General features: G+C 48.6%; 13 protein-coding genes. 9 read left to right on the top strand and 4 right to left on the bottom strand.

Going from position 1 to position 24,070, the window contains the following annotated elements:
* Nucleotides 1–245 precede the first annotated feature (245 nt).
* The 3 genes from CSD97_RS08690 (at nt 246) to CSD97_RS08680 (ending at nt 4,824) form a co-directional block, all read left to right on the top strand.
* The gene (locus tag CSD97_RS08690; RefSeq protein WP_009037383.1) at nt 246–1,916 is read left to right on the top strand and encodes a LuxR C-terminal-related transcriptional regulator; all 1,671 of its coding nucleotides are present in this window, start codon (nt 246–248) and stop codon (nt 1,914–1,916) included.
* Between the two features lie 154 nt (nt 1,917–2,070).
* Complete coding sequence (locus CSD97_RS08685) at nt 2,071–2,475, top strand: hypothetical protein (RefSeq protein WP_005825870.1); 405 nt, start codon at nt 2,071–2,073, stop codon at nt 2,473–2,475.
* Between the two features lie 12 nt (nt 2,476–2,487).
* Nucleotides 2,488–4,824, top strand: a complete 2,337-nt coding sequence (locus CSD97_RS08680) for a TonB-dependent receptor (protein WP_005833736.1) — start codon at nt 2,488–2,490, stop codon at nt 4,822–4,824.
* A gap of 149 nt (nt 4,825–4,973) precedes the next feature.
* On the opposite strand, the gene CSD97_RS08675 is transcribed toward CSD97_RS08680, so the two are convergent.
* Complete coding sequence (locus CSD97_RS08675) at nt 4,974–5,834, bottom strand: head GIN domain-containing protein (RefSeq protein ID WP_005833734.1); 861 nt, start codon at nt 5,832–5,834, stop codon at nt 4,974–4,976.
* Between the two features lie 287 nt (nt 5,835–6,121).
* On the opposite strand from CSD97_RS08675, the gene CSD97_RS08670 reads away from it, so the two are divergent.
* On the top strand, nt 6,122–6,826 hold the full coding sequence (locus CSD97_RS08670) for a SprT family zinc-dependent metalloprotease (protein ID WP_034522882.1): 705 nt from the start codon (nt 6,122–6,124) through the stop codon (nt 6,824–6,826).
* Between the two features lie 90 nt (nt 6,827–6,916).
* Entirely contained in the window at nt 6,917–7,354 is a 438-nt protein-coding gene (locus tag CSD97_RS08665) for a DUF6756 family protein (RefSeq protein ID WP_005833730.1), read from the top strand.
* Nucleotides 7,355–7,376: 22 nt separating this feature from the next.
* Here CSD97_RS08665 and CSD97_RS08660 read toward each other — a convergent pair whose 3' ends face one another.
* Nucleotides 7,377–7,775, bottom strand: coding sequence for a hypothetical protein (locus CSD97_RS08660; RefSeq protein ID WP_005833728.1), 399 nt, complete (start codon nt 7,773–7,775; stop codon nt 7,377–7,379).
* 138 nt (nt 7,776–7,913) lie between these two features.
* Here CSD97_RS08660 and CSD97_RS08655 point away from each other — a divergent pair, with 138 nt between their 5' ends.
* Complete coding sequence (locus tag CSD97_RS08655) at nt 7,914–9,602, top strand: PHB depolymerase family esterase (protein ID WP_005833726.1); 1,689 nt, start codon at nt 7,914–7,916, stop codon at nt 9,600–9,602.
* Between the two features lie 99 nt (nt 9,603–9,701).
* Here the strand turns inward: CSD97_RS08655 and CSD97_RS08650 are convergent, their stop codons facing one another.
* Entirely contained in the window at nt 9,702–13,748 is a 4,047-nt protein-coding gene (locus CSD97_RS08650) for a hybrid sensor histidine kinase/response regulator transcription factor (RefSeq protein ID WP_005833724.1), read from the bottom strand.
* A 307-nt stretch (nt 13,749–14,055) separates the two neighbouring features.
* On the opposite strand from CSD97_RS08650, the gene CSD97_RS08645 reads away from it, so the two are divergent.
* The 3 genes from CSD97_RS08645 to CSD97_RS08635 are packed head-to-tail and all read left to right on the top strand — an operon-like array spanning nt 14,056 to nt 19,706.
* Complete coding sequence (locus CSD97_RS08645) at nt 14,056–17,148, top strand: TonB-dependent receptor (RefSeq protein WP_034532607.1); 3,093 nt, start codon at nt 14,056–14,058, stop codon at nt 17,146–17,148.
* Nucleotides 17,149–17,166: 18 nt separating this feature from the next.
* On the top strand, nt 17,167–18,828 hold the full coding sequence (locus tag CSD97_RS08640; protein ID WP_005833721.1) for a RagB/SusD family nutrient uptake outer membrane protein: 1,662 nt from the start codon (nt 17,167–17,169) through the stop codon (nt 18,826–18,828).
* 50 nt (nt 18,829–18,878) lie between these two features.
* A complete protein-coding gene (locus CSD97_RS08635; RefSeq protein WP_005833720.1) occupies nt 18,879–19,706 on the top strand; it encodes an MBL fold metallo-hydrolase in 828 nt (275 codons plus the stop codon).
* Between the two features lie 203 nt (nt 19,707–19,909).
* On the opposite strand, the gene CSD97_RS08630 is transcribed toward CSD97_RS08635, so the two are convergent.
* Nucleotides 19,910–23,992, bottom strand: a complete 4,083-nt coding sequence (locus tag CSD97_RS08630) for a two-component regulator propeller domain-containing protein (protein ID WP_098032280.1) — start codon at nt 23,990–23,992, stop codon at nt 19,910–19,912.
* Between the last annotated feature and the right edge of the window lie 78 nt (nt 23,993–24,070).

The raw sequence follows: 24,070 nt of genomic DNA, 5'->3' as shown, positions 1-24,070 counted from the left end.
ACATAATAATAGTTAGTGTGCTTTATTAAAACAACTTGAGGCTGTGAAGTTTCAATTCTCTCAAAATCTTATAAAAACTAACTAAAATAGAAGGGACGCCGCGTGATGCAGCGTCCCTTTGTTGTTCTTGCCTGTGGGTTACAAGGCTTTTTATTTAAGGGAGTTATTATTTACAGTATATATAGTTTGGAGTCTGCCGTTTTTTTTCTCAACTTTACTCACTGCAAATATATACAATGGAGAAGATGAGAAACATACTATACATCTGTATTATGCTTTTAGGCATTATGTGCTTTGTAGGCTGTAATGACTGTCATGGCAACAAAAAACTTTTGGCGCAGACCGACTCTTTGTTGCAGAGCCGTCCGGACAGTGCGCTGAAGTTGCTTAATTCCATAGAAAAGGATGTCGGGTTTTCAGAAGCGGAGTGGATGCAGTTCGTTTGGAACTGTGCGCAGGCCCGCTACCGTATGGGTATGTCATTGGCGGAAGATTCGCTGCTTCCTGAAGCGATACACTACTATCGTGAGCGGAAAGACTCTTCCCGTATGCTTGATGGCTACCTGCTTGAAGCCTCCTATTATAAATGGATGAAGCAGGAGGAACGCATGGATGAAGCGATTGAGAATGGCTTGGACTATGCCATAGCCCGAAAAGACACCTTCTGGCTTCTTCTTTTTTATCGGGGAAAGGCAGAGATAGCTTATCTGAGAAATGACCACTCCCAGGCGATAGAGTTGATGGAAAAGATATTGCAATATGCTGATAAGCTATCTGTCCGGGAACATTGCTCCATACTCTATGACCTGGGACTCAATATGGCGCTTGCCAACCACCCTTCTTCTTCGGATTACCTGGAACAGAGTATTGACATGGCATTGGCGGCAGCCGATACAGCTTCGGCCTGTCACTATCTGAGGAATTATGCCGCTTTTCTTGCCAACAGCCATGAATATACCAAGTCCAATGAACTGCTTCACCGGGTTAGACGGCTGATGCCTATGACCGACAACTATCCCATTCTGCAGGTAATCTTTGCTGAAAACTTCCTGAACCTTCATCAGTTGGATTCTGCCCGTTACTATTGGGAGCAAGCGTGGAACAATGAATTGAAGCAGGAAGAAAAGAGAGCCGAGGGCTTTTCTGTACGCAGTGCGCTGGCACAGTTGAAAACAATTCTGGACTATACTTCCGGGGCACCTTTGGACATTGTCACTTTCGGTAGGTTTGCTGATTCTGTCAGGAATGAGATGAGGGACCAGAATAGCGTGATAGAGCAACAGCTGGTGACCAGGAACAAGCTTCAACAGTTGAACTATGAGTTGATAATCAAACGGCAGAAGACACGGATGTATTCGATGCTGGTTGTTGTTGTGTTTGTCGGGGTACTTGTTTCCCTTACCTTTTATATCCGTAACAGACGGAAGCGCCTTGCCGAAGCCGAGGAACGTATTGATGCACTGACCCGCCTGCTGGAAGATGCCCAGAAGGTATCGGACAATCAGGAAGAGAATAGCGGTGCTTTCTTCAAGAAGCTGCTTCTTCAGCAGCTGGGTATCATACGGCTTGTTGCCAATACGCCTACCTCACAGAACCAGGCGTTGCTGAAACTTATTTCGGGCATCGGCAATAAGGAGATTCCGGTGGAAGGACTTCTTGCCTGGGCAGACCTTTATCCGGTAATTGATAAACTATACGATGGCTTTTATTCCCGCATGATGGAAAAGTTCGGACAGGTATTGTCTGATAAGGAAGTGCAGATATGCTGTCTGCTCTGTGCCGGTTTCTCCACGAAAGAAATCGGTGTGGTCACCCAACAGACAAGTGCAACCATCTACGTGCGTAAGACTTCCATCCGAAAGAAGATAAATGCAGGCGAAAAACAGGATATTGTGGAGTGCATAAGAGGCATTTAGACCGGAAGAGGCCGGATTAAGACTTTTATAATATGTCATTGTTGATAATCAGTGCTTTATGTGCTAAGTATTAAGACTTTTAATAGTGCGATTTAGTAGGAGTTAAGAGACTTCTTGCCTTAACTTTGCATCAAATCAAAAAACAGAAAGTCTTATGAAAAGTACATTCAGAACAATGGCAATCGCAGCGTGTTTCGCACTTGTATCTCTTACTTCATGTTACTTCCCCGGAAGCGACCAGTATAAAATAAAGTCGGCAACTAAGGAATATGTTAAGTCGCAGTTAGGCGAAGGTGAGAAATTCCGTTACGGATACCTGGAGCGTAAATGTGGTCGTAACGTAGACGGCAAATTTTGCAAGTATGCCGAAGTGCACTATGAGGTAATAAGCGCGTCGGGCGAAACTTCAGAGAAAATGCTCTTTCTGCTGATGTCGGAACATTGCGATTCCGTATTGGATATCTCGGAGGAGAGAGACAAGGAGTGGACCAATAAAGAAACTCTTTCGTCAGAAGAGATAAAGGCAATCATCGAGTCAGCTTTAAAAGACAAACTCTAAACGCCGACATTTATGAAAAAGATTCTTGTTATAGCTATCATATACCTATTGGGTAGCTTTGCCGCAGCGGCGCAAACAGTGAAAGTGAACGGTACGGTAATAGACGAGCAGAACCGGCCGGTGGAATTTGTCAATGTAGCCCTGATTTCCTTACCCGACTCTTCATTCGTTACGGGAAGCACTACGAATGGAAAAGGTAAATTCATTCTGAAAACCGCCACCGGTTCAGATTTCCTGCTGAAATTCTCCTACATCGGTTATATCGACGAGCAGATTGTCATCAAGAACCCCCAAGGCACTGTAGAGATGGGGGATATCATCTTGAAAGAACAGTCGGTAGCGCTGGACGAGGTGGTGATATCGGGCAGCAATATCACGCAGAAAGTGGACCGCATGGTTGTAGTACCTACCGCCACTGCCATGAAGAATTCCTACAATCCCTACGACCTGATGCTGAACCTTGCCATTCCGCACTTGAAGGTGGATGCTCTTGGCAAAGGCCTGGAAGCCAATGGCGGTAGTGTACAGACACGTATCAACGGTATTGTGGCTACCTCCACCGAAGTGGCAGCCCTCCTGCCCAAGGAGATTGTAAGAATAGAATTCATTGAAAATCCGGGAGAGCGCTATGGCGACAGCAGCCTGGGGGCTGTGGTAGACATCATTGTCCGCCGCCGCGAAACGGGCGGACTGGTCAATATACAAGCCACTAATGCTCCCCACATATTGTTTAGCGAGGACAATGTGGTGGCCAAGTTCAATCATAAAAAGTCACAATGGGGATTGTTCTATAACTTGTCTGCCCGTAACTTCAAGAAAACGTATACGGATATAGATGAGACATATGTGTTGGAAAATAAGACGATACATCGTGTGCAGGAGGGGCTTCACGACCAAAACAAGCACTTTACCCACAATATCGACCTCTCTTACAATCTGACGGAGCAGGATAAGTACGTATTCAACGTCGTGTTCCGCAACAGTATCTATGATGCTCCCTCTCTGAACCAGTCGAACAAGCTGTATGATGCTGCGGATGCCGATAACTATATCTTCTCCGGACTGAAGAACAAGCAGTCCGGCTACACTCCTTCGCTCGACCTTTATTACCAGCGTACATTACCGAAGAATCAGATGCTTACGATGAGCGTGACCGGTACGCTGATGCACACCGACAATAACAGGCTCTACCACGAATATACTCCTCAAGCCGAAGACCTGGCGATGCTTGAAACCGATGTGACGGGAAACAAGCGTTCCATCATCGGTGAAGCCATCTACGACAAGCGTTTCAAGTCCCTCGTATTCAGTTCCGGATTGCGGCACTACCGGATGTATGCCAGGAACGAGTATGCAGGCTCCTCACCCGTCGTTTCGGAAATGAACCAGGCAAAGACAGCGGCGTTTGCCGAGGTGCAGGGAAATATCAAGAAAGTGAGTTATGGTGTGAGTGCCGGATTGACCCGCTCTTATTTCAAGGAAGGAGGGGAGGAACATACCTATTACACCTTTACCCCCACTGTCCGTCTGAACTTCTCGCCGCACAAGAACGGCAACATCAACTATCGGTTCAATGTCGAACCCAAGATTCCTTCGCTCAGTGCGTTGACCAATGTGGAGCAGGCGATAGATACCATCCAGATAGTACGCGGCAATCCGGCATTGGAGACTTACAGTGTCTTTAACAATACGTTGAACTACTCCTATATGAAGCAGAAGTTCGTCTTCATGCTGAATGTGACACATGGCTATCACAAGAATATCATCATGGAGAGTGTGTTTGCCGAGGGAGACAAGTTGGTTTCGATGAGCGAGAACCAGCGTTCTGCACAGTTTCTGCGCTTTGGCCCTTCTTTCACATTCCGCGGACTGAACATTGGTAGTCTGAAGAATTTCCTGACGCTGAGTATAGATGGTGGATTTACACGTTACTGGTCTAACGGCAATACCTATACCCATACGTATAATGACTTCTATTACAATCTGGTTGCCGTGTTCAATTATAAGCAGTTCTCTCTGTTGGGACAATTCAGTAAAAGGGCGAACGAACTGATGGGCGAAACGATTTATAAGGGCGAGAATCAGACTGCCATTCTGGCCACTTATACCCACAAGCGCCTGCAGCTGGGGGTAGGGATGATGTTCCCGTTCACCAACAACTACAAGACGGGTAAGGAACGGGTAAGCAAAGTGGCACCCTATACCTCGTGGAGCCATGCGAAAGAGATAGGACAGATGGCGGTTATCAAGCTGAGTTATAACTTCGAGTTCGGCAAGCGTTACAAATCATCCGACAGACGCATCAATAACAGCGACAATGAGTCGGGTATTCTGAATGTAGATAAATGATAGTTGTTCCCGTGCTTCGGAGATGTGGGGCGTACAAAAAACGAAGGACTTCCTTGCGGGAGTCCTTCGTCATCTTTATAGGTAATTATTTGAGAGAGAATTTAGTTTAGGCTTATAATTATTAATCTTAAAGTCTATATTTTCCAATGTTAGAGCTTATACAGTCCTTTCTTCGGATAATCCAGTTCCGGATTGCCCTTGTAGCCTACACTGCCACTTCCGCTGGTGCGTACTTTCAGGAAATCTGTGGCATGGCACTTGATGTCGCCTGAACCGGCAACACTGGCGGATGCTTTCTTGGCAACGAAATCGGAAGCAAACAAATCACCCGAACCTGCCACACTGTATTCAGCTTCTTGGGTGCTGCCACTCAGGATAGCGGTGCCCGAACCGGCAACGGATGCTTTGGTGAAGTTGGCCGTTACGTTGTTCAGCTTCATGTCACCTGAACCTGCAACGGATACTTGGAGGTCATTGCAAGTGATGTCGCTGCTGTTGATGTCTCCCGAGCCTGCGATGGAAATATCGAGGTCTATGCAGGAGATGTTGTTTCCACTGATGTCACCCGAACCGGCTACGGAAATTTTGAGGTTGTCCGTCTTCAGTCCGTTTTTCAGTTCCACGTCTCCCGAACCTGCCACGGCAATGCCGTTCAACTTTTCTGCGGACACACGTACTTCCAGTTTATTGTAGGATACGCTGACATTCTTCTTGAAGCCGATGTAGAGAGTATTGTCCTTGACACGGATATCCAGTAAGTCTACAATGTTGTCCGAGGTGTATACTTCCACTGTCGGTTTGCCGGACTTCTGCGTGTAGGTCACGTCGGGGCTGCCGGCTACACTCAGCTTGGTGAAGTTGTTCACTTTTATGTCTTTGGTTACATAGTTCTTGCTTGCCTTGACCGTCTTGCTGCCGAAGCCTCCGGAACGGTATGTGTGTTGTTGTGAACAAGCGGTTGTACTGAATGCCAATAAGGCGATTGCGATAAATGTTGTTAGAGCTTTCATATTTTTTTGTTTTTTGTGATTCAGTATTTATTAGTTAGACGTGATTTGCCTTGAAAAAGTTGCATGTAGAAATGCTTTTTTCAAAGGACGCTCGGTCATCATACTTTAATCAATTATTGTGCCACAAGTGTAAGTCGCTGATAACTAAAGTGTAATAACTTTTACATAGTGTTCATTATCGGACACTCCGTCCGCTTTTGTCAGGTGTTTGCTTGCTTTTTTGGACGATTCTTTGTTCATTTGCAAAGCCTCTTCCCCGCCCCTTCCTACGGGAGAGGCTTTGATTTATGACAGTAAACCGCATTATAGAAGATAAAGAGCTAGGTCCTTTGTTTGTCCGGGTCAATGCCCGGGCACGGCGTCTCACTTTCCGTACAAAGGAGGATGGAATTCACGTGACCGTGCCTCCCCGGACTTCTCTTGCCGAGGTAGAGAATGCCATCGAGCAGCTTCGTTCGCGTTTGAGGGCTGCCAGACAGAAGCAGGTCAGAAAGCTGATTGATTTGGATTACCGCATTGATACGGAGTTCTTCAAGCTGACGTTGGTCGGCGGACAACGGGAACGGTTCTTGTCCCGTTCCGAGTTGGGAGAAATGCAGATAATCTGTCCGCCGGATGCGGATTTCTCGGATGAGAATCTGCAGGCTTGGCTACGTAAGGTGATTGAGGAGGCTTTGCGACGGAATGCAAAGATTATTCTTCCTCCCCGCCTGTATATGCTTTCCATGCAACATAACCTTCCTTACAAGAGTGTGAAGATTAATTCCAGTAGCGGGCGTTGGGGAAGCTGTTCCACGCGTGGCAATATCAATCTGTCCTATTACCTGGTACTTCTTCCCAAACATCTGATAGACTATGTGTTGCTGCACGAACTGGCGCATACCCGCGAGATGAATCACGGGAAACGTTTCTGGGCTTTGCTCGACCGGATGACTGATGGAAGGGCCCAGGCATTGAGAACAGAACTCCGGAAATACAAAACGGAGATATAGCGGTCTGCCTCTTCTATCACGTTTGAAAGGTATCTCAGAAAGTTAATACCGGTATGGATAATGCGAGATTATTAACAGAAGCAAAATGTCATGTTTGATTATAAAGAAATAGAACGAACAATCAAAGATAACCATCTTCCATTTCAGGAAATAGGAGATGTCGATAAAGAGATTTTAATACAACGGTTATATGACACATTTGTAATTGGAAATCCTCGTGCATTATGGCTGAAATTTAAATATGTGCCATATAGTATAGATTGTAACATGGAAGATCCTTATTTTCATCTATTGGATATAATTGACAAAAATATCGTTTTCTATTTTTTTATTGATTATTGGAACAGGGATTTTATCGTTTATAAAGCAAGAATGTCTGATATACATATATTTATCGGCGACTGTGAGGGGCTTGACGAATATTACTTGGTAACAGAGGATTTTATGGAACTGTATAGTATAACAGACCATGATGATTTGCTTTATATTGATGTAAGAAAAAATAAAATGAAAGTTGATAACGTCTGACAACACTCCTTGCTGAGCTTTTTTATTCCTGCGCCAGTTGTTTTACCTCTTCTCCTTCCTTCTCGAACCGGTATTCTCCTCCTTTTTCGCTAAGCTCAAACAGGGAAAGCTTCTCGGTTGCATTGTTCACAATCATCAGTGCGCTTTGTTCGGCAAAGCGTTTCACCTCGAGGATGAAAGGTTCTTCCGTCATGGTGCGGTTCACCAGCAGGCTGTCGTTGATGAAGATGGAGGTGGAGTCTCCGGCAAAGCCTTTCGTCAGTGTGATGGTATAGGTTTCGATGAAGTTGCGGTTTTCCGCTTTCTGTTGTTGCAGCCTCATGCTCATGTAGACAAAGATGACGACTACGAAAATCACGGCAAAGGCAAGGATGCCGTTGCCTACCATAAACTGTTTGTTGGTATTAAGACGATGTGCCATATACGGTTGGTTTTAAGAAACACTGCAAATGTAATGAATAAAATTGAACCGGAGGATAAACATTTGAACAAATAGGAAAGAATGCTTTGAGGGTAATTCGCTAATATTGCGGTCGTAAAACAAATTGTTAAAGATACTATGAAACTGAATTTCATTTTTGGGCTCTTGTTTTCTGTAGTTGCATTGCAGATGAAAGGGGCTGGTGGAACCCCTGAAGGGCTTCCTCCGTTTGTTCGTTTTCCTGGGTTGGAGCAGGAAGTTTACATTACGCGTGATACGTGCAAAAGTGTAGAGGGACGTTTTCCCGGCTTCTCCCCTTTTTTCGTGATTTATCCGGACAAGCCGTGCGATGCTTCCGAAGCGGCGGCGTTGACGGATGAATTGGGTATTGCGTCCTATGCGCACACCTATTCGGGGACGGTCTGTGTGATGAACCCCTTGGGAAAGGAGTATGATGCGGTGAAGGATTTGGAAGCTTATAAGAATTTCCTGAACAAGATGCGTGTTTTTACTAATCTGAAGATAATCGGTATAGGTAAGGGGGCGACGTTCGTTAATAGAACCATTGCCGGACATGCGGGTGCTGTTGCCGGTATCGTATCGCTGAATGGCCGACCGGCCAAGACGGCTGAGGGTGCCGCCCCCGTTCCTGCTTTTATTGCCGGAACACACAGTCGGCAGGTAGCGGCAGCCTATATCTTGCAGAATCAGGCGGAACCGGTGCGGAAAGAAGACGGGTTGGCTTGTTATGCCAACCGGCAGGAGCCTCTACAGCAGGTTGTGGTGAGTGCAAACAAGTACATTTCCCTGAAAGAAGCTTTTGCGGAAGCTTGGAAGACTTTGCTTTGCAAGAACTACCGTTTCAACAATTACGAACATACTTGGTACACGGGAGCTCAATTCGACCAATATGGTACGTATGAGCTGGAGCCGTATATCATGCCCGAAGATTGGGGAATCACTCGTCGTGTGATGAAGAAAGACCTTATCGGTACAGGCGATTTCCTATGGTATGAATTCCATCCGGAAGCTACTTTGAAGGCAGAAAAGGCTTCTGTGCCGTTGTTGCTTTTGCTGCATGGCAACAACAATGATCCGCGTACACAGGCTGAGACATCCGGCTTCATTGAGTTGGCGGTTGAGGAGAACTTCATTGTTGCCGAATTGGAGTGGCAGGGCAACGGTTATGCTCCTATGGGGTTGGACGGCATCGAGCAGGTGGTGTATCATCTGTTGAAGACCTATCCGCAGATAGACCCTTCGCGGGTATATGCCGAAGGGCTTTCGGCAGGAGCCGCCACGGCTACGGGACTTGGTATACGCAAGTCGCACGTATTTGCCGCTGTGGGTGCCCAATCGGCTGGGCTGACCCCCGACCGGTATATGTTCGGTTACAGTGGCGAAGCCCTGATGAACGAGGCGGTGCAGAAACGGGGCAGTGTGGAGACCGCTTATTTCTCTGTGACGGGTACGGACGACGAAGTCGTGCCTTTTGTAAACGAAAACAATTGGCGCACCAATGCCTTCTTCTGTGCCTGGACTGCCTATCAGACCATGAACGGCATGGAGGTGAGTAGCCGGCCTGACTTTTCGAAAGATGCCACCTTCGGCATGGCACTGAAGGACAGGGAAGTGATTTCCACCAACAAGCGCGTCACGATGGAAGCGGGAGTGCTTTACAAGGGAGACATTCCGCTGATTAAAGTCGTGGCTGTGAATGACTACGGTCATTGGAACTTCAAGCCTGATGCACGGTTGATGTGGGATTTCATGAAACAATTCTCCCGCGACCCGCGGACGAAGAAACTGGTTTATGGCAAGCGATGATTGGCGGCTTTTATCAGAAGTAATCTCTATACAGGCCACGGCTCTTTCTTTTAAGGGAATTAGAGGGAGCCGTGGGTGCTGGTAAGGGACATACAAGGTTTATTGATACTCACTCGGATTTATGCCGAATTGCTTTTTAAAGCAGGTAGAGAAGTGGGGAAGGGTATTGAAACCGGTCATGTCCGCTATTTCGGAGATGGTATAGGTTCCTTCCTTGATTAGTTCGGCTGCGCGGTTCAGTTTATAAGTCCTGAAGAAGACACTTGGATTCTTGCCGGTTAATCCCTTCACCTTGTAGTAAAATTTGGTACGGGAGATTTTGAGTAATTCGGCCATCCGCGTGATGTCCAGTTCGGGGTTATCCAGTTCATTTTCCATTAGTTTATACAGTTCTGCCATGAAAGCCTCGTCTTTTGGGGCAAGGGCAAGTTCTTTCATCCGGCTTGTCCGGGTATTGTTCGTCAGGAAACTGCGCATTTTATCACGGTTCGTCAATAGTGATTCAATCAGGGCCAGCAAGTAAGCCGGTTCAAAAGGTTTGGGCACGTATGCGTCAGCTCCGGTATGCAATCCTTCTATCTGGTTTTCCACGGTGGATTTGGCGGTTACCAGAATGACGGGTATATGACAGAATTGTAGGTTTGCTTTAATCTCCTTGCAAAGCTGGTAACCGTCTTTGTCCGGCATCAGTACATCGCTCAGTATTAAATCTGGGGCTTCATCTGTAATGGTTTGGAAGATATTGGTGGAATTGAGTCGGCTGATGATGTGATAATGCGGGGTCAGCAGAATCTGCAGATAGTGCATGATGGCCGGGTCATCGTCTATTATCAGTATTGTTTTTGGACTTGTTTTGCCTTCATGGGTAGCATCCGGTTCTGTTTTCGCAGGTTCTATGGAAGTATTGTCTATGAGTTTTTTTTTGCCATAGAACCGTTCCTCTTTTGTGTACGAGAAATCGTCTGCGGGCAGAATCAGGATAAACATGGCTCCGTTCCCTTCTTTCCGGTTTGCTGCTTTCAGGTATCCGTGGTGCAACCGGGCAAGGCTGCGAGCATAATAAAGCCCGATGCCGGTTCCCCAATTGTAAGTCCCTTTGTTGCCTTTTATCTGATAGAACCGTTCAAAGATTTTTTCCAGCTGTTCTTCCGGAATGTTTTCTCCGGTGTTGGTTACGGAAATCCGGATATACCGGACGCTTTTGTCTTGTTCTGTCAGGCAGAAGAACTCCTCGGCTTCTTGGCGTGTGACGATGGCGAACGAGATTTCTATTTCACCTCCTGTAGGAGTAAACTTCATGGCATTGGAAAGCAGATTGCTCAGTATTTTCTCTACTTTGTCTTCATCGGCCCAATAGAGGATGTCATGGTGTAATCCCTGAATGCTAAGGGTTATATTCTTGCTTTGGGCATTGATGTTGAAGAAACTGATGATTCGTTTGATGGTGGAGGCAAGGTTGGTCTGTTGGACCTCCAGTCCCAGATTGTCGTTGTCTAATTTGTTGAAATCGAGCAATTGGTTGACTAGCTGGAGCATCCGCAGAATACCGTCTTGCAGAACATTCAGTAGTTCCCGGTTGGCACTGTATTGGCCGGGGGCGGCACACAGTTGTCTGATGGAACCCAACATCGTGGTCAGTGGTGTCCGGAACTCATGGGATATGTTGGTAAAATAGCTCATGTATGTCTTATTCATTTTCTGCTCTTGTGCTTTTTCTTGTTCGGCGCGGCAGGCGGTTTCTTTTTCAATTCTTACGCGCCGCCAACTGTGTATAAGTGTACCGGCTATTCCGATGATTACCAGAGCATATGCACATCTTGCCCACCAGGTATTCCAAGGAGCAGGTTTGACGATGATGCGCAACTGTTTTTCTTCTCCGATTATGCTTTGGTCTTCATTGGTGATTTTTACTTTGAACATATAGGTTCCTGTGGGAAGGTTGGCATAATAAGCTTCCCGGTTGGTGTGTGCATTTATCCAGTAGCGGTCAATGCCTTCCAATTGGTAGTGATAGTGTATTCGTTCGTATTCACTATAATCCAATGCGGCAAATGATATGCTGAAGCTGGTCTGGCTATGTTTCAGATATACGTCCGGTTGGTAGGAGAGGTCCTTGTCGATGATTGCATTCTTTCCGGGATATACAAGCTTGTTATGAATCTTCAGATTCTCGAACGTCAGGGGAACATCGTATTTGAAAGGAGTTTCCACCGGATTGAAGAATGTCATTCCGTGAGTGCCGCCGAATACTAAGGTTCCGTTTGAAAGTCGGCAGGATGCACGGTCGTAGAATTGATTGCCGCCGATACCGTCGCTTGCATAGTAGTTGCTGATTTGATTGGTCCGGCGCTCATATTTACTTAATCCGTATAATGTGGATATCCATAGGTTCCCTTGCATATCTTCTTCGATGCTGCAAATCTCTGTGCAGCCAATGCCGGATATGGGAGATAATTTATGATTCTGCGAAGTATATCGTAAAAGACCGTTATGGGAGGTTCCAATCCAGATATCTCCTTGGCTGTCTTCGTATAATACGGAAGGGATAAATTTAGAACGGCGTATGCAGGCCAGGCTGTCTGCCCTCGAGATGTCCGGTATCCGGATTTTCCATGTATCCGGATTTATTGAACGAATCTTGTTGGCAAAGGAGGCAATCCATACTTCTCCATTGGAGAGGGGACGTAGGGTAGGAGTAAAGGTGAAAAATGACTGGGGATAAAGTGATACGGGTGTGAATACCTTTTCACCTTTTTTCAGGGCATATATTGCCTGGCTGAAGCTGCCTGCCCATATTGTTCCGTTACGGTCTTGCGTTATGCACAGTACGGAAGGGACGGAAAAAATACTCGTTGCTTTTAATTGATTAGACTCGAGCACGCATTTTATGACTTGATTGGTATTGGTGGCAAGCCAGATGTGCCGGTCTTTGTCGTGATAGATGTGTCTGACAATTATATTTTCTGTGTTTTGTGCAGGTAGGATTCTACTGATATTCACAGCTTCTATATGCTTGGTATTCAGGTTGTAGATATACATTCCGTCTTTCAGGGTGGATATATACAAGTTGCAGGAGTCGGCATCGAGGGCTATGATGGATTTTTGATGGAAGAACGAACGCAGATAATTGTTGCTGTTGAAACGCTCCTTATAATGATAGCGTACGGTATAGCCTTGGTCCGGCGAGCCTATCCACAGATTCTTGTGCGAGTCGGTGTACATGCATTTGATGCCATGTTGCGGGACTTCAAATGGAAATCCGTTTTCCTTTTCATGTATGACGGTGTTTTCTATGTGGTTGTAAAGGAACGTATGCTTTTGCGTGCAAATCAGTAGCCTGTTCTTGTCGTACGGGTGTATATAGGTGATGGCGGCTTTCGATAAGATGGGATGATTACTTATTGCTTCGGGAGTCGTTTTGAATCTTTTGCTTTCGGTATCGAATATGAAGAGTCGGTTCTTGCTTGCCAGCCATAGGGAGGTATGGTTGTGCATGTAAGAGTAGGTAATCTTCTGCGGCATGGGTATGGAGTCTGTCAGTTGCATGTTTCGGGAGTCGTAGCATCGGATGGATACGGGGTTGACGGCCCACAGACAGTTGTTGTTATCTATGTAGCAGGTCTGTTTATAGGTCTTGTCCGGGTCAAAGTTGATGAAAATACGGTTGAAAGTGTCTGTTTCAGGGTTATAGACGCAGAGATGTACCACCATGTTTAGGAAGATTTTTCCATCCTTGCTTTCTATGAACTGATGTCCGTTCCTATTATTATAGGGCACGTTTATGGGTATCTGGCAGAAGTTGTCTTGGTCGGTATATCGGCATGTTCCGTTGGTTGTCGCTATCCATAAGCGTTTGCGTGAGTCCATGAAAATATCCTGGATTCTATCTCCGGGCAGTTGCAGTGAGTCGTTGGAACTGTAATATTGCCGGTACTCGTGTGCGTTGAATCTGTTCAGTCCTCGTGTGGTTCCTATCCAGATATAGCCTTGCGCGTCTTCTTGGAAATCCGTAATGTTTTGGTTGGAAATGGTTGCCGAAATTCTATAAACATCCTGTTTTTCCGCTTCTGCTTTGGCGGTTGTCGGTTGGCACGAAGACACCGCTATTGCAGATAAAGCTATGAGGGAAAGAATGATTTTTTTCATATATGAAGTGTATTAAGGTATGTTCCGCGGAGAGTGTTTTTTTACAATGGAGCAGACAAAAGTAGAAAGAAAATAAGTAGGTGATATTTGCTGTAACAGTGATTTTTCCGCTTGGAATATGCTGTATGGCATGTTTTGAACATATTGATAATCTTTTGAACGTACAAGAAACAATATCTGAACATATAGGAAATGTTTTTGTATTTTCTTAATATCCTCTTATCTCCTCTTTTGATAAAATTGTATCGGAAATCCTACAATAAGTGAATGTAGCTTTTTTATTAACAAATCTAATTATTTAAGCATTATGGAAAACAACTTTAAAAGAAAGCTGATGGCATTCTGGCTGTTCCTTTGGGTGGGAATACCTTTTATGCTGGCGCAAAGTCCGATGATGATATCGGGACGGATTACAGATGATTTGGGAGAACCGATGATTGGTGTGAGTGTACTTGAAAAGGGCACCTCTAATGGAGTGATTACGAATATGGAGGGAAATTATTCCTTAAAGGTAAAGCAAGGTGCCGTCATTGTCTATTCGTACATCGGATATGTGACACAAGAACTGAAAGCCGTATCAGAGAGAATGAATATAACGATGAAAGAAGACACCCGGACGCTGGATGAAGTGGTAGTGGTGGGCTATGGTGTACAGAAGAAGAGCGACCTGACAGGCGCCATTTCTTCCGTGAAGGCAGAAGACATCCAGAACCGCTCTATTACCCGGGTGGAAGAAGCCCTGCAGGGCAAGACAGCCGGTGTACAACTGATATCCACAACTTCGCAACCGGGTGCTTCGCCTACCATTCGTGTCCGTGGTTTTTCATCGAATGGTACTTCCGATCCCCTCTATGTGGTAGACGGATTGATAGTATCCGACTTGAGTGCTGTGGATCCTAATAATATAAAAAGCATGGAAGTCCTGAAAGATGCCGCATCCGCTGCCATTTATGGTGCGCAGGCCGGTAATGGCGTAGTGCTTATTACCACAAAGAGCGGAAGCAAAGGAACCAGCAGCATCTCCTACGACTTTCAATATTCCATCAGTAGCCTGGCGCAACGTCCCAAGCTGATTAATTCACAAGAAGCTTTATTGCAAAAGAAGGAGCAAGACCCTACTTTTACAGATGATAATATCCAGGAGCTTATTACCAGCGGCACATGGGACGGTGTATCGACTACCGATTGGTATGATGTGGCTTTTAATGCTTCGCCATCCTCCCATCATACGGTCAACTTTCAGGGAGCGAATGACAAGGGCTCTTTCTTCCTGTCATTAAACAATCTGTATGACAATGGTATTCTTCGTGAAAACAAGGATACCTACAAGCGGCTTTCCGTCATGCTGAATGCCGACTATAACATTAAACCTTGGTTGAAGGTAGGTGTTACTGCCAATTATGCAAAATATACGCAGAAATCCATCAATGACGGTAGTGCGGGCAATTCATATTCCAGTATGATTGCTACCGTGATGACCATGGCTCCTTATTATGCGGACACGTATGCAGCCGATGCGCTTCCTAAACAAATGGAGGCATTGATTGCCAACGGCTTTACTTTGCTGCGCAATGACAAGGGCGATTATTACAGCTGTCTGGGTTCTATGGAACAGATACATCCTATGGTAGCCATCCGCATGAGCGACAAGAAAAACTTCGGCAACAGTCTGATGGGAACGCTCTATGCCAACCTGACTCCTTTCAAAGGATTTGTGTTTACTACCCGGCTGGGTTACAGGGAACTGAACGCAAACACTTATCAGTATAACAATCTCTATTACGGTTCGGCTTCCGCCAATAATAAGGATAAGAACGGGGCCAGCCGCTCCAACTCCTCTACTACCTATTATCAGTGGGAGAACTTTGTGAATTATAGTACGGATTTGTGGGACAAGCATCATGTGTCTGCCATGCTGGGTATGTCCTACAGCGAGAATAACTTCACTTATGTTTCTGCCGGTGTAGACAAGACTGCCAAGCACGATCCTTTGTATGCCGACGTTTCGTATCCTGCCGGAGATGCCGTGAAGAGTACCGCCGGTTATAATCTGATTAATCGTAAGCTGTCCTATTTCGGCCGTTTGGCTTACGATTACCAGAACCGCTATATGCTGCAAGCGGCCATGCGTGCCGATGCAGCCGATACTTCCGTGCTTCCGGGTACCAATCGCTGGGGCTATTTCCCGTCGGTATCAGCCGGTTGGGTCATTTCCAACGAGCGCTTTTTCACGGAAAAGAACAATACCCCTCTCACATTCCTGAAGTTGCGTGCAAGCTGGGGGCAGAATGGCAGCACAAGCAATCTGAGCGGTTACAAGTATTCCAATTCCCTGGTGACTTCGGCTGCCGGGTACTCTTTCAGCAATACGGCGATGAAATATGTCACTTCTGCCAAACCTTCGCAGCTCTATAATCCTGACTTGAAGTGGGAAACCTCCGAACAGCTGGATTTGGGTATGGATTTGCGCGCTTTCAACGACCGCTTCTCGTTTGGTATGGACTGGTATCAGAAGAAGACAAAAGACTTGATTGTTTCCAACATTGTCATTCCTTATGAGGCGGGAAACTCATCGGCTCCGATGAATGCCGGTAATGTGACGAATAAGGGTTTTGAGTTTGAGGCCGGATGGAAAGACAAAGCCGGTGATTTCAACTATTCTGTGACCGCCAATCTGGCCACTTTGAAGAACGAGGTCACTTATCTGGATCCGCATGTCAGCGGCGGACGCATAGAAGGCGCCACTACAATGGCTTCGAACGGTTCGTTCTCCGCATTCGAGGTAGGCTATCCGGTGTGGTATTTCAGAGGCTATCAGGTCGATCATCTGGATGACAAGGGCAATCCCGTATTCAGGGATAATACGGGTGACGGTACCATTGATGCCAGTGACAAGGCGATGATTGGTAAACCGATGCCGGACTTCACATATGGAATCACGTTGACCGCCAACTACAAGAATTTTGATTTTCTGATTTTCGGCAACGGCTCCGTGGGCAATGACGTATTCATGTCCTACAGTTATAACTCCATATCCTATACGCTGAAGGAGATGTACGACCAGCGCTGGACGGCGGACGGGACTACCAGCCGTAAGTTTGCACGGCCGCAGAATACGAATGCAGACAAGTATGGCTTGTCCGATGCCTATATTTTTGACGGCTCTTATTTCCGCATCAAGCAGATACAGCTGGGATATACGTTGCCCCGGACGGTTACGAAGAAATTCCTGGCCGACAAGCTGAGAGTATATGCCTCGTTGGATAATTTCTTCTTGTTCACGAAGTATCCGGGACTCGATCCGGAGGTTTCCTCCACGGCTACCAGCGGTATGGGCGTGGATTACGGAAATTATCCCACAACGAAGAAGGTGGTGTTCGGTTTATCAGTTACATTTTAAATAATAAATAGAAGAAATATGAAAAGAAAATATATCTTGTCCGGACTGTTGGCGTGTGCACTTACATTTTCCGCATGCGATGTCGATTTGCTGGATATTCCCCAGAAAGGTGTAGAGAATGAAGAGAATTATTATCAGACGGATGAACAGTGTGAGTCTGCCATCGCTGCTGTCTATGCGTCCTGGCGGAATGCTTATTCCGGGCGTGGTGAGAAAGCCTCGCAGTATGCCAACGGTTTCTTCCTGAAAAATTTCTTGGCAGACGATTTCAATTCGGGTGGTGCCCGCTCCGACCAGGTGTATGCGCAGGAGATATACGAAAGTGCGATAGTGGCCACGAACGGTTGGGTGGAAAACTATTATAAGAGGTTGTATGCCACGATTTATCTGGCCAATCTGGTGATTGAGCGGTTCGATGCCGCTGAAAGTGAAGTGAAGGCAAGAAACATTGCCGAGGCCAAATTCTTCAGAGCCATCTGCTATTTCGAACTGACCACTTTGTGGGGGACTCCTCCTTTGGTAGATAGGGTATTGAAGAATTCGGAAGAGTATAAGGTGCCCAACTCCACTGCCGAACAGTTGTGGAAATTCATGGAGACAGACCTTACGGAAGCTATAACTTCCGGGAAACTCACTTCGAAAACGAGTTTGGAAGACAGGGACGGGGGAACCCGCGCCACGTTGGAGGCTGCCCGCTGCTTGTTGGGAAAGATTTATCTGTATCAGGAGAAATATGCCGATGCCAAAAGTGAGTTGGAGAAGGTCATTTCTTCCGGCAAATATGATTTGATAGCCGATGTCAGCACATTCTATCATCCGGCCTCTGCCGGCTGCAAGGAGTATGTGCTGGAGTGTGTGCGCCATTACGACCCTTCCAACATGTATTCTCAGGAGGGCTGGTTCGGCATCTTGGCCAATTGGGGATTCGGCTATGGCTTTATAGCCGGTCCGGAAGCGTCCATGCACTATAAGTTCAACACTACCAGCGGTTACAGCTACTTCAATCCGTCGAAGTCTTTGTACGATGCCTTTGTGGCTGAGGAGGGTGCCGACGGGTATCGCTTGAATGCCTGGATCAGGACCTGGGAGCAGGTGATTGCCATGAACATTGCGGTGAACACGACTACCAACAAATATGCCAGCGAAGGCTATTTCCGTCTGAAATGGCTGGCAAGCACCGATGACGAATTTGTAGGGTATTGGTGTGGAAACCAGAGCAATACTCCGGTCATCAGATATGCGGATGTGTTGCTGATGGCTGCCGAGGCTTGCCTCCAGGCGGGAGACCAAGCCGGTGCCGACGAATATCTGGGCAGAGTGCGCGACAGGGCCCGTCTTCCCAGAAAGAGTCATGTGACGCTTTCCGATATAAAGCTGGAGCGCCGCTTGGAACTTGCTATGGAAGGCATGCGCTTCCAGGACCTGAAGCGTTGGGGGGATGCTCCGGCGGTATTGGCGGATAAAGGGAAAAAGTTACCGACTTTCCAGATTGTACCTGACCCGAATAATGACCTCACTACGGCGGCAGGCATCTACAACGCCCGTTATACGACCAAAACCACCTATGTCGATAATGAAAAGTCGTTGGCGGGTTGGACTCCCAATCGCGACGAGTGGCTGCCGTTTCCTGAAAATGAATTGGAGGTGAACAGCAACCTGAAACAGAATCCCGGTTATTGATTTATCTTGAGAAATTCACAATTCGGTTTAACTATATAAAGAAGAAAAACATGAAAAGAAACTTAGTGATATTTGCCCTGCTGTTTGTTTGTATGGCTATAGGGGCGCAAACGGTATTCAAGAATGAAGAGGTAGAGGTTTCCTTGTTGAAAGAGAAGACTTGGGTATTTTCCACTTGGGACTATACTACCATGTATCTGATAGAGGGCGAAGACAAGGCCGTGCTGATTGATACCGGCACGCGTTGTGCGGATTTGGATAAGATTGTGGGACAGATAACCGGGAAACCGCTGGAAGTAATCGTCACCCACATGCACCCCGACCATGCCGGCTGCATCAAGTATTTCGATAAAGTATGGATGCATCGGGCCGATACGGTGCTGGTGCCCCAGCATGCGGCGGATTATCAAGGAGAATTCCTCTATATGGAAGAAGGACAAGTGTTCGACTTGGGTGGACGCAAGCTGGAAGTGGCATGGATGCCCGGGCATACGCCCGGCTCGGTGGTACTCCTGGACAAGGCAAACGGAGACTGTTATTCGGGTGATGCGTTCGGCTCGGGTGAAGTATGGCTGCAGTGTGTGCCGATGTCTCCCATCGCCACTTTCCATGAGTCGTGTTGCCGTATGGAAAAGCTCATGAAGGAAGGGCACATCAAGGATATCTGGTGCGGACATTATCCTTATCTGAAATCTTCTTTGCCGCTGGCCTATATTCAGACGATGATACGTATTTCCCACAGGCTGATGAATGGAGACCAGGAAGGTTCGGAACCTTATTCCAACTATTTCATCAAGATGCCTCCCACTGCGAGGAAGTTGGCCGAAGGCCGGGCGATGATTGTATATGATTCGACTAATATTCCGGAAGCCCGGTAACACACATGGCTATTCCTCTCTCACTTTAAGGCGTAGTCCTTGTATGCACGAGATGTGCATCTCATGTATCTCGAGATGTGCATCTCGTGTTGTATGAGATGTGCATCTCGTGCATACAAGGACCGGCTGTTAAAAGCATGAGGGTTATACCTTCACTCCTGAAAGGCATAACCCTCATACAACAAGCCAAGTAGCCCGTCCTTCTATTTGCCGTATTCGCTCGGACTTACTCCGAACTGCTTCTTGAAGCTCTTCGAGAAGTGGGACAGCGTGCTGAATCCCGTCATGTCCGCAATTTCCGAGACGGTATGTTTCCCTTCCGTTATCAGTTCGGCGGCACGGTTCAGCTTGTAGGTCTTGAAGAAGGTGCTGGGGCTTTCGCCGGTCAGTCCTTTTACTTTATAGTAGAACTTGGTGCGTGATATTCTCAGCAGCTCGGTCATGCGGGCAATGTCCAGTTCGGGGTTGGAGAGCTCGCTCTCCATCAGGTGGTAGAGTTCGGTCATGAAGACGTTGTCTTGCGGGGAGAGGATGTTCTCTTCTATCTTGTCCGTCTGCGTGGCCTTTCCCAGCATGTTGCGCGCTTTCTCGCGGTTCTTGAGCAGCGACTTGATGAGCGCCAGCAGGTAGGCAGGGTCGAAAGGCTTGGTCACGTAGGCGTCGGCTCCCGTGTCCAGTCCTTCCACCTGGTTTTCCACGGTGGCTTTGGCCGTAACCAGAATCACGGGCAGGTGGCAGAGCTGCAAGTCTTCCTTTATCTCCCGGCAGAACTGGTAACCGTCCTTGCCGGGCATCACCACGTCACTCAGAACCAGGTCGGGTGACTCCTCATGCAGCGCCTTCAGCGCATCGTCGGCATTGAAGCGGCAGATTACCTTGTAGTGGGCGGAGAGGAGGGTGCGCAGGTAGTGTGCCACTTCGGTGTCGTCGTCCACCACCAGCAGGGTGGGTTGCTTCTCGTCGGTGCCGGTCTTGTTCTCGGCAGGCTGCGAGGCGGCGGCCAGCGGGAAGGCTTCCGACTGGTTGCTCTGTTCCGTTGCCCGTTCGTCTTCGGCATACGCGGCGTCGTTCACGGGCAGGACGAAGGTGAACACGGCGCCGCTTCCCTCTTCGGACTGGCTGGCTTTCAGTTGCCCGTGGTGCAGTACGGCCAGGCTGCGGGCGTAGTACAGGCCGATGCCCGTTCCCCAGTTGTAGGTACCTTCGGCTTGGTTGCCTATCTGGTAATAGCGTTCGAATATCTTCTCTATCTTGTCTTCGGGGATGCTCTGTCCCGTGTTGGCCACGGACACTTTGACGTACTGCGTGATGCGCCCGTCGGCGGACAGGCCGAAGAGCCGCGCGGCTTTCTCACGGTCTATTACGTCGAAGCCGACACTGATTTTACCGCCTTGGGGCGTGAACTTCAGGGCATTGGACATTAGGTTGTTGAATATCTTTTCCACCTTGTCCTCGTCCAGCCACATCAGGAAGGTGTCTTCCAGTCCGTAGGTGTTCAGGTCGATGCCCTTGTCGTCGGCGTTCACCCGGAAGATGCCCACCTGGCGTTGCAGGCAGGCGATGAGGTCGGCGCGCTTCACTTGCAGGCGCAGGGTGTCGTTCTCCAGCTTGTTGAAGTCCATCATCTGGTTGACGAGCCTCAGCATGCGGTTCACGCTGCGTTGCACGATGTGCAGCAGGTTCTTGTCCGCACCCTCTATCCGCGGATTGGCGCAGAGCTGGTTCACGGGACCGGAAATCATGGTGAGCGGTGTGCGGAACTCGTGCGAGACGTTGGCGAAGAAGCTCATGTTCATCCGGTTCACCCGTTGCTCCTGCTCTTTCTCCAGGCGGGCGCGGCGGGCGGCCTCCTTTTCGGCGCGGACGCGGAGCAGGGCACGCAGGAAGAGAAGGGCGAGGGCGGTTGCCAACAAGAAGTAGATGCAGTAGGCCCACCACGTGCGCCAGGGAGCCGGATATACGCGGATGCGGATGGAGTTCTCGGCCTCCACGATGCTCCGGTCGTTGTTGGTGATTTTCACGTGGAACACATACTCTCCGGCAGGCAGGTTGGCGTAGTAGGCCTCGTGGTTGTTGCGGGCGTCTACCCAGTAGTTGTCGAAACCCTCCAGGTGGTATTGGTAGTGCACTCGTCCGTACTCGCTGTAGTTCAGGGCAGAGAAGGAGATGCTGAAACTGTTCTGGTCGTGCTCCAGGTGTATGTCGGGGCAGTAGGAGAGGTGCTTGCCGATGGTTTCTCCGTGCAATTGCGGACGTATCAGCTTGTTGTGTATCTTCAGGTCACTGAACAGCAGCGGGATGCTGCGCTTGATGGGCACGTCGATGGGGTTGAAGAGCGTGAGCCCGTGCGTGCCGCCGAATGCCAGCGTCCCGTCGGGCAGACGGCACGAGGCGCGGTCGTAGAACTGGTTTCCGCCTATGCCGTCGGCGGCGTAATAGTTGGTGAAGCGTCCGGCTGTCCGGTCATATTTGCTCAGTCCGTATTGGGTGCTTATCCAGAGGTTGCCTTGCAGGTCTTCCTCGATGCCCGATATGTCGAGGCAGGAGGTGCCGGGCATGGGTGTCATCCGGCCCGTTTCGGGATGGTAGCACATCAGGCCATTGCTTATGGTGCCTATCCAGAGAATGCCGTACGTGTCTTTGTACAAGGCCGTGGGGACGAATACGGAGCGGCGTATGCAGGCTTTCAGGTCCTCTTCCGCGATGTCCGCCGTGCCCGTCTCCAGGTTTTCGATGTCGATATGCTTGATGGGTTGGTAGAAGCCCGTCACCATCAGCCGGCGGTTATCCATCATCGCCAGGCCGGGCACGAAGGTGAACCCCTCGAAGAGCTTCATCGCCTCGAATTCCTTCTTGCCGGGGCGCAGGGCATAGACGTTGACCGTGGCGGTGCCTATCCAGATGGTTCCGTCGGGCGACTGGGCGATGGACATGGGCAGGAAAATCCGGTGCCGTTCCTCTATCTTCAGCTGCCCGTCGGGCGTGTAGCGGGCTTTCAGCACTTCGCTGTCGGTGCTTGTCATCCAGAGGTTGTTGTCGCTGTCCACCATCAGCTGGTTCACGTAGATGGCTTTCTGTTTCTCTTGCCCCCAGAACGTTTCGGGGTCGATGTGCCTGATTTCGCTGCTCTTCGTGTCATACACGTAGATGCCGTCCATCAGGGTGGAAATCCACAGCTTGTGGTCCTTGCCGGCGCTTAGCGACACCACGGACTTGTTGTTCAGCTCGGAGCGCAGGTAGTTGTCGTTGTTGAACCGCTCCTTGTAGTGGTAGCACACGGTGTACCCCTGGTCCACGGAGCCTATCCACAGGTTCTGCTGCGAGTCGGTGAACATTTGGCTGATTCGGAAGCGGGGCATCTCGAAGGGGAATCCGTTCTCGCCCTGGCGGGTCACGCTGCCGGTGCCCGGGTTGTAGTAGAACATGCCGTGTCTGGCGGTGTTCAGCAGCAGGCCGTTGTTGCCGTAGGGGTGTATGTAGTCGATGTCGGCGTTGCACAGCGTGGTGTTTCGGGCGATGGGCTGCGGCAGCGGCTTGAAGCTGCGCGTGCGGGTGTCGAAGATGCTGAGGGTGTGGTTGCCGGTTATCCACAGCTCGTTGTTGTGCAGGTACGAGTAGTAGGGATAGCCGCTGAGGGCGACAGACTCTTTCAGCTGAAGGGTGGAGGGGTCGTAGCAGCGGAGCCCGGTGGAGGTCATTACCCAGAGGTTGTTGTCGGGGGCGATGTGGCACTGTGCGTAGAAGGCATTTCCGGGGCTGATTTCGGGCAGCACGCAGGTAATCTTTTCCTCCCGGGGGTGGTAGGCGTAGAGCTGGAAGCCGGTGTTGAGGAAGATGCGCCCGTTGCGGTCTTCCAGAATCTGCCTCACGTTCTTGTTGTCGGCCTCGATGGGGATGATGCGGAAGTTGTCCTTGTCGGTGTATAGGCACACGCCGTTCACGGTGCCCACCCAGAAGCGGTTCTTCGAGTCGCGCAGCAGGTGGGTAATCTGGTTGTCGGGCAGTCCCAGCGAGTCGTCGGTGCAGAAGTACTGGTGGTAGTCGTGCACATTGTTCTTGTTCAGCCCGCGGAACGTGCCTATCCATATATGGCCTTGCGTGTCTTCGGCTATGGCGGTGACTTTCTGGTTGGAGAGGTCGTTGGCTATGACGGGGCTTTCGATTTCGGCATCCCGGTTTTCGGATAAGGGCTCTTTGGCGTCGCATGCCGACAGGCAGACGGCATACAGAGTTCCGGCCAGCAGGCAGAGCAGGGTACGGAGGATTTTCCGGTTAGACAAGGTCATATTAAAAGGTTTTGAATGATGTGCGAAAATAAGGATAAAAAATTGAATATAAGTTGCTTTGCAGCATGTTTTGAACAA

Origin of the sequence: Bacteroides sp. AR29 (genome assembly GCF_900217715.1) — a bacterium.
GTDB classification, from domain to species: Bacteria; Bacteroidota; Bacteroidia; order Bacteroidales; family Bacteroidaceae; genus Bacteroides; species Bacteroides uniformis.
Note: the sequence above shows the minus strand (reverse complement) of the source record. Positions and strands in the feature narration are given on the sequence as shown.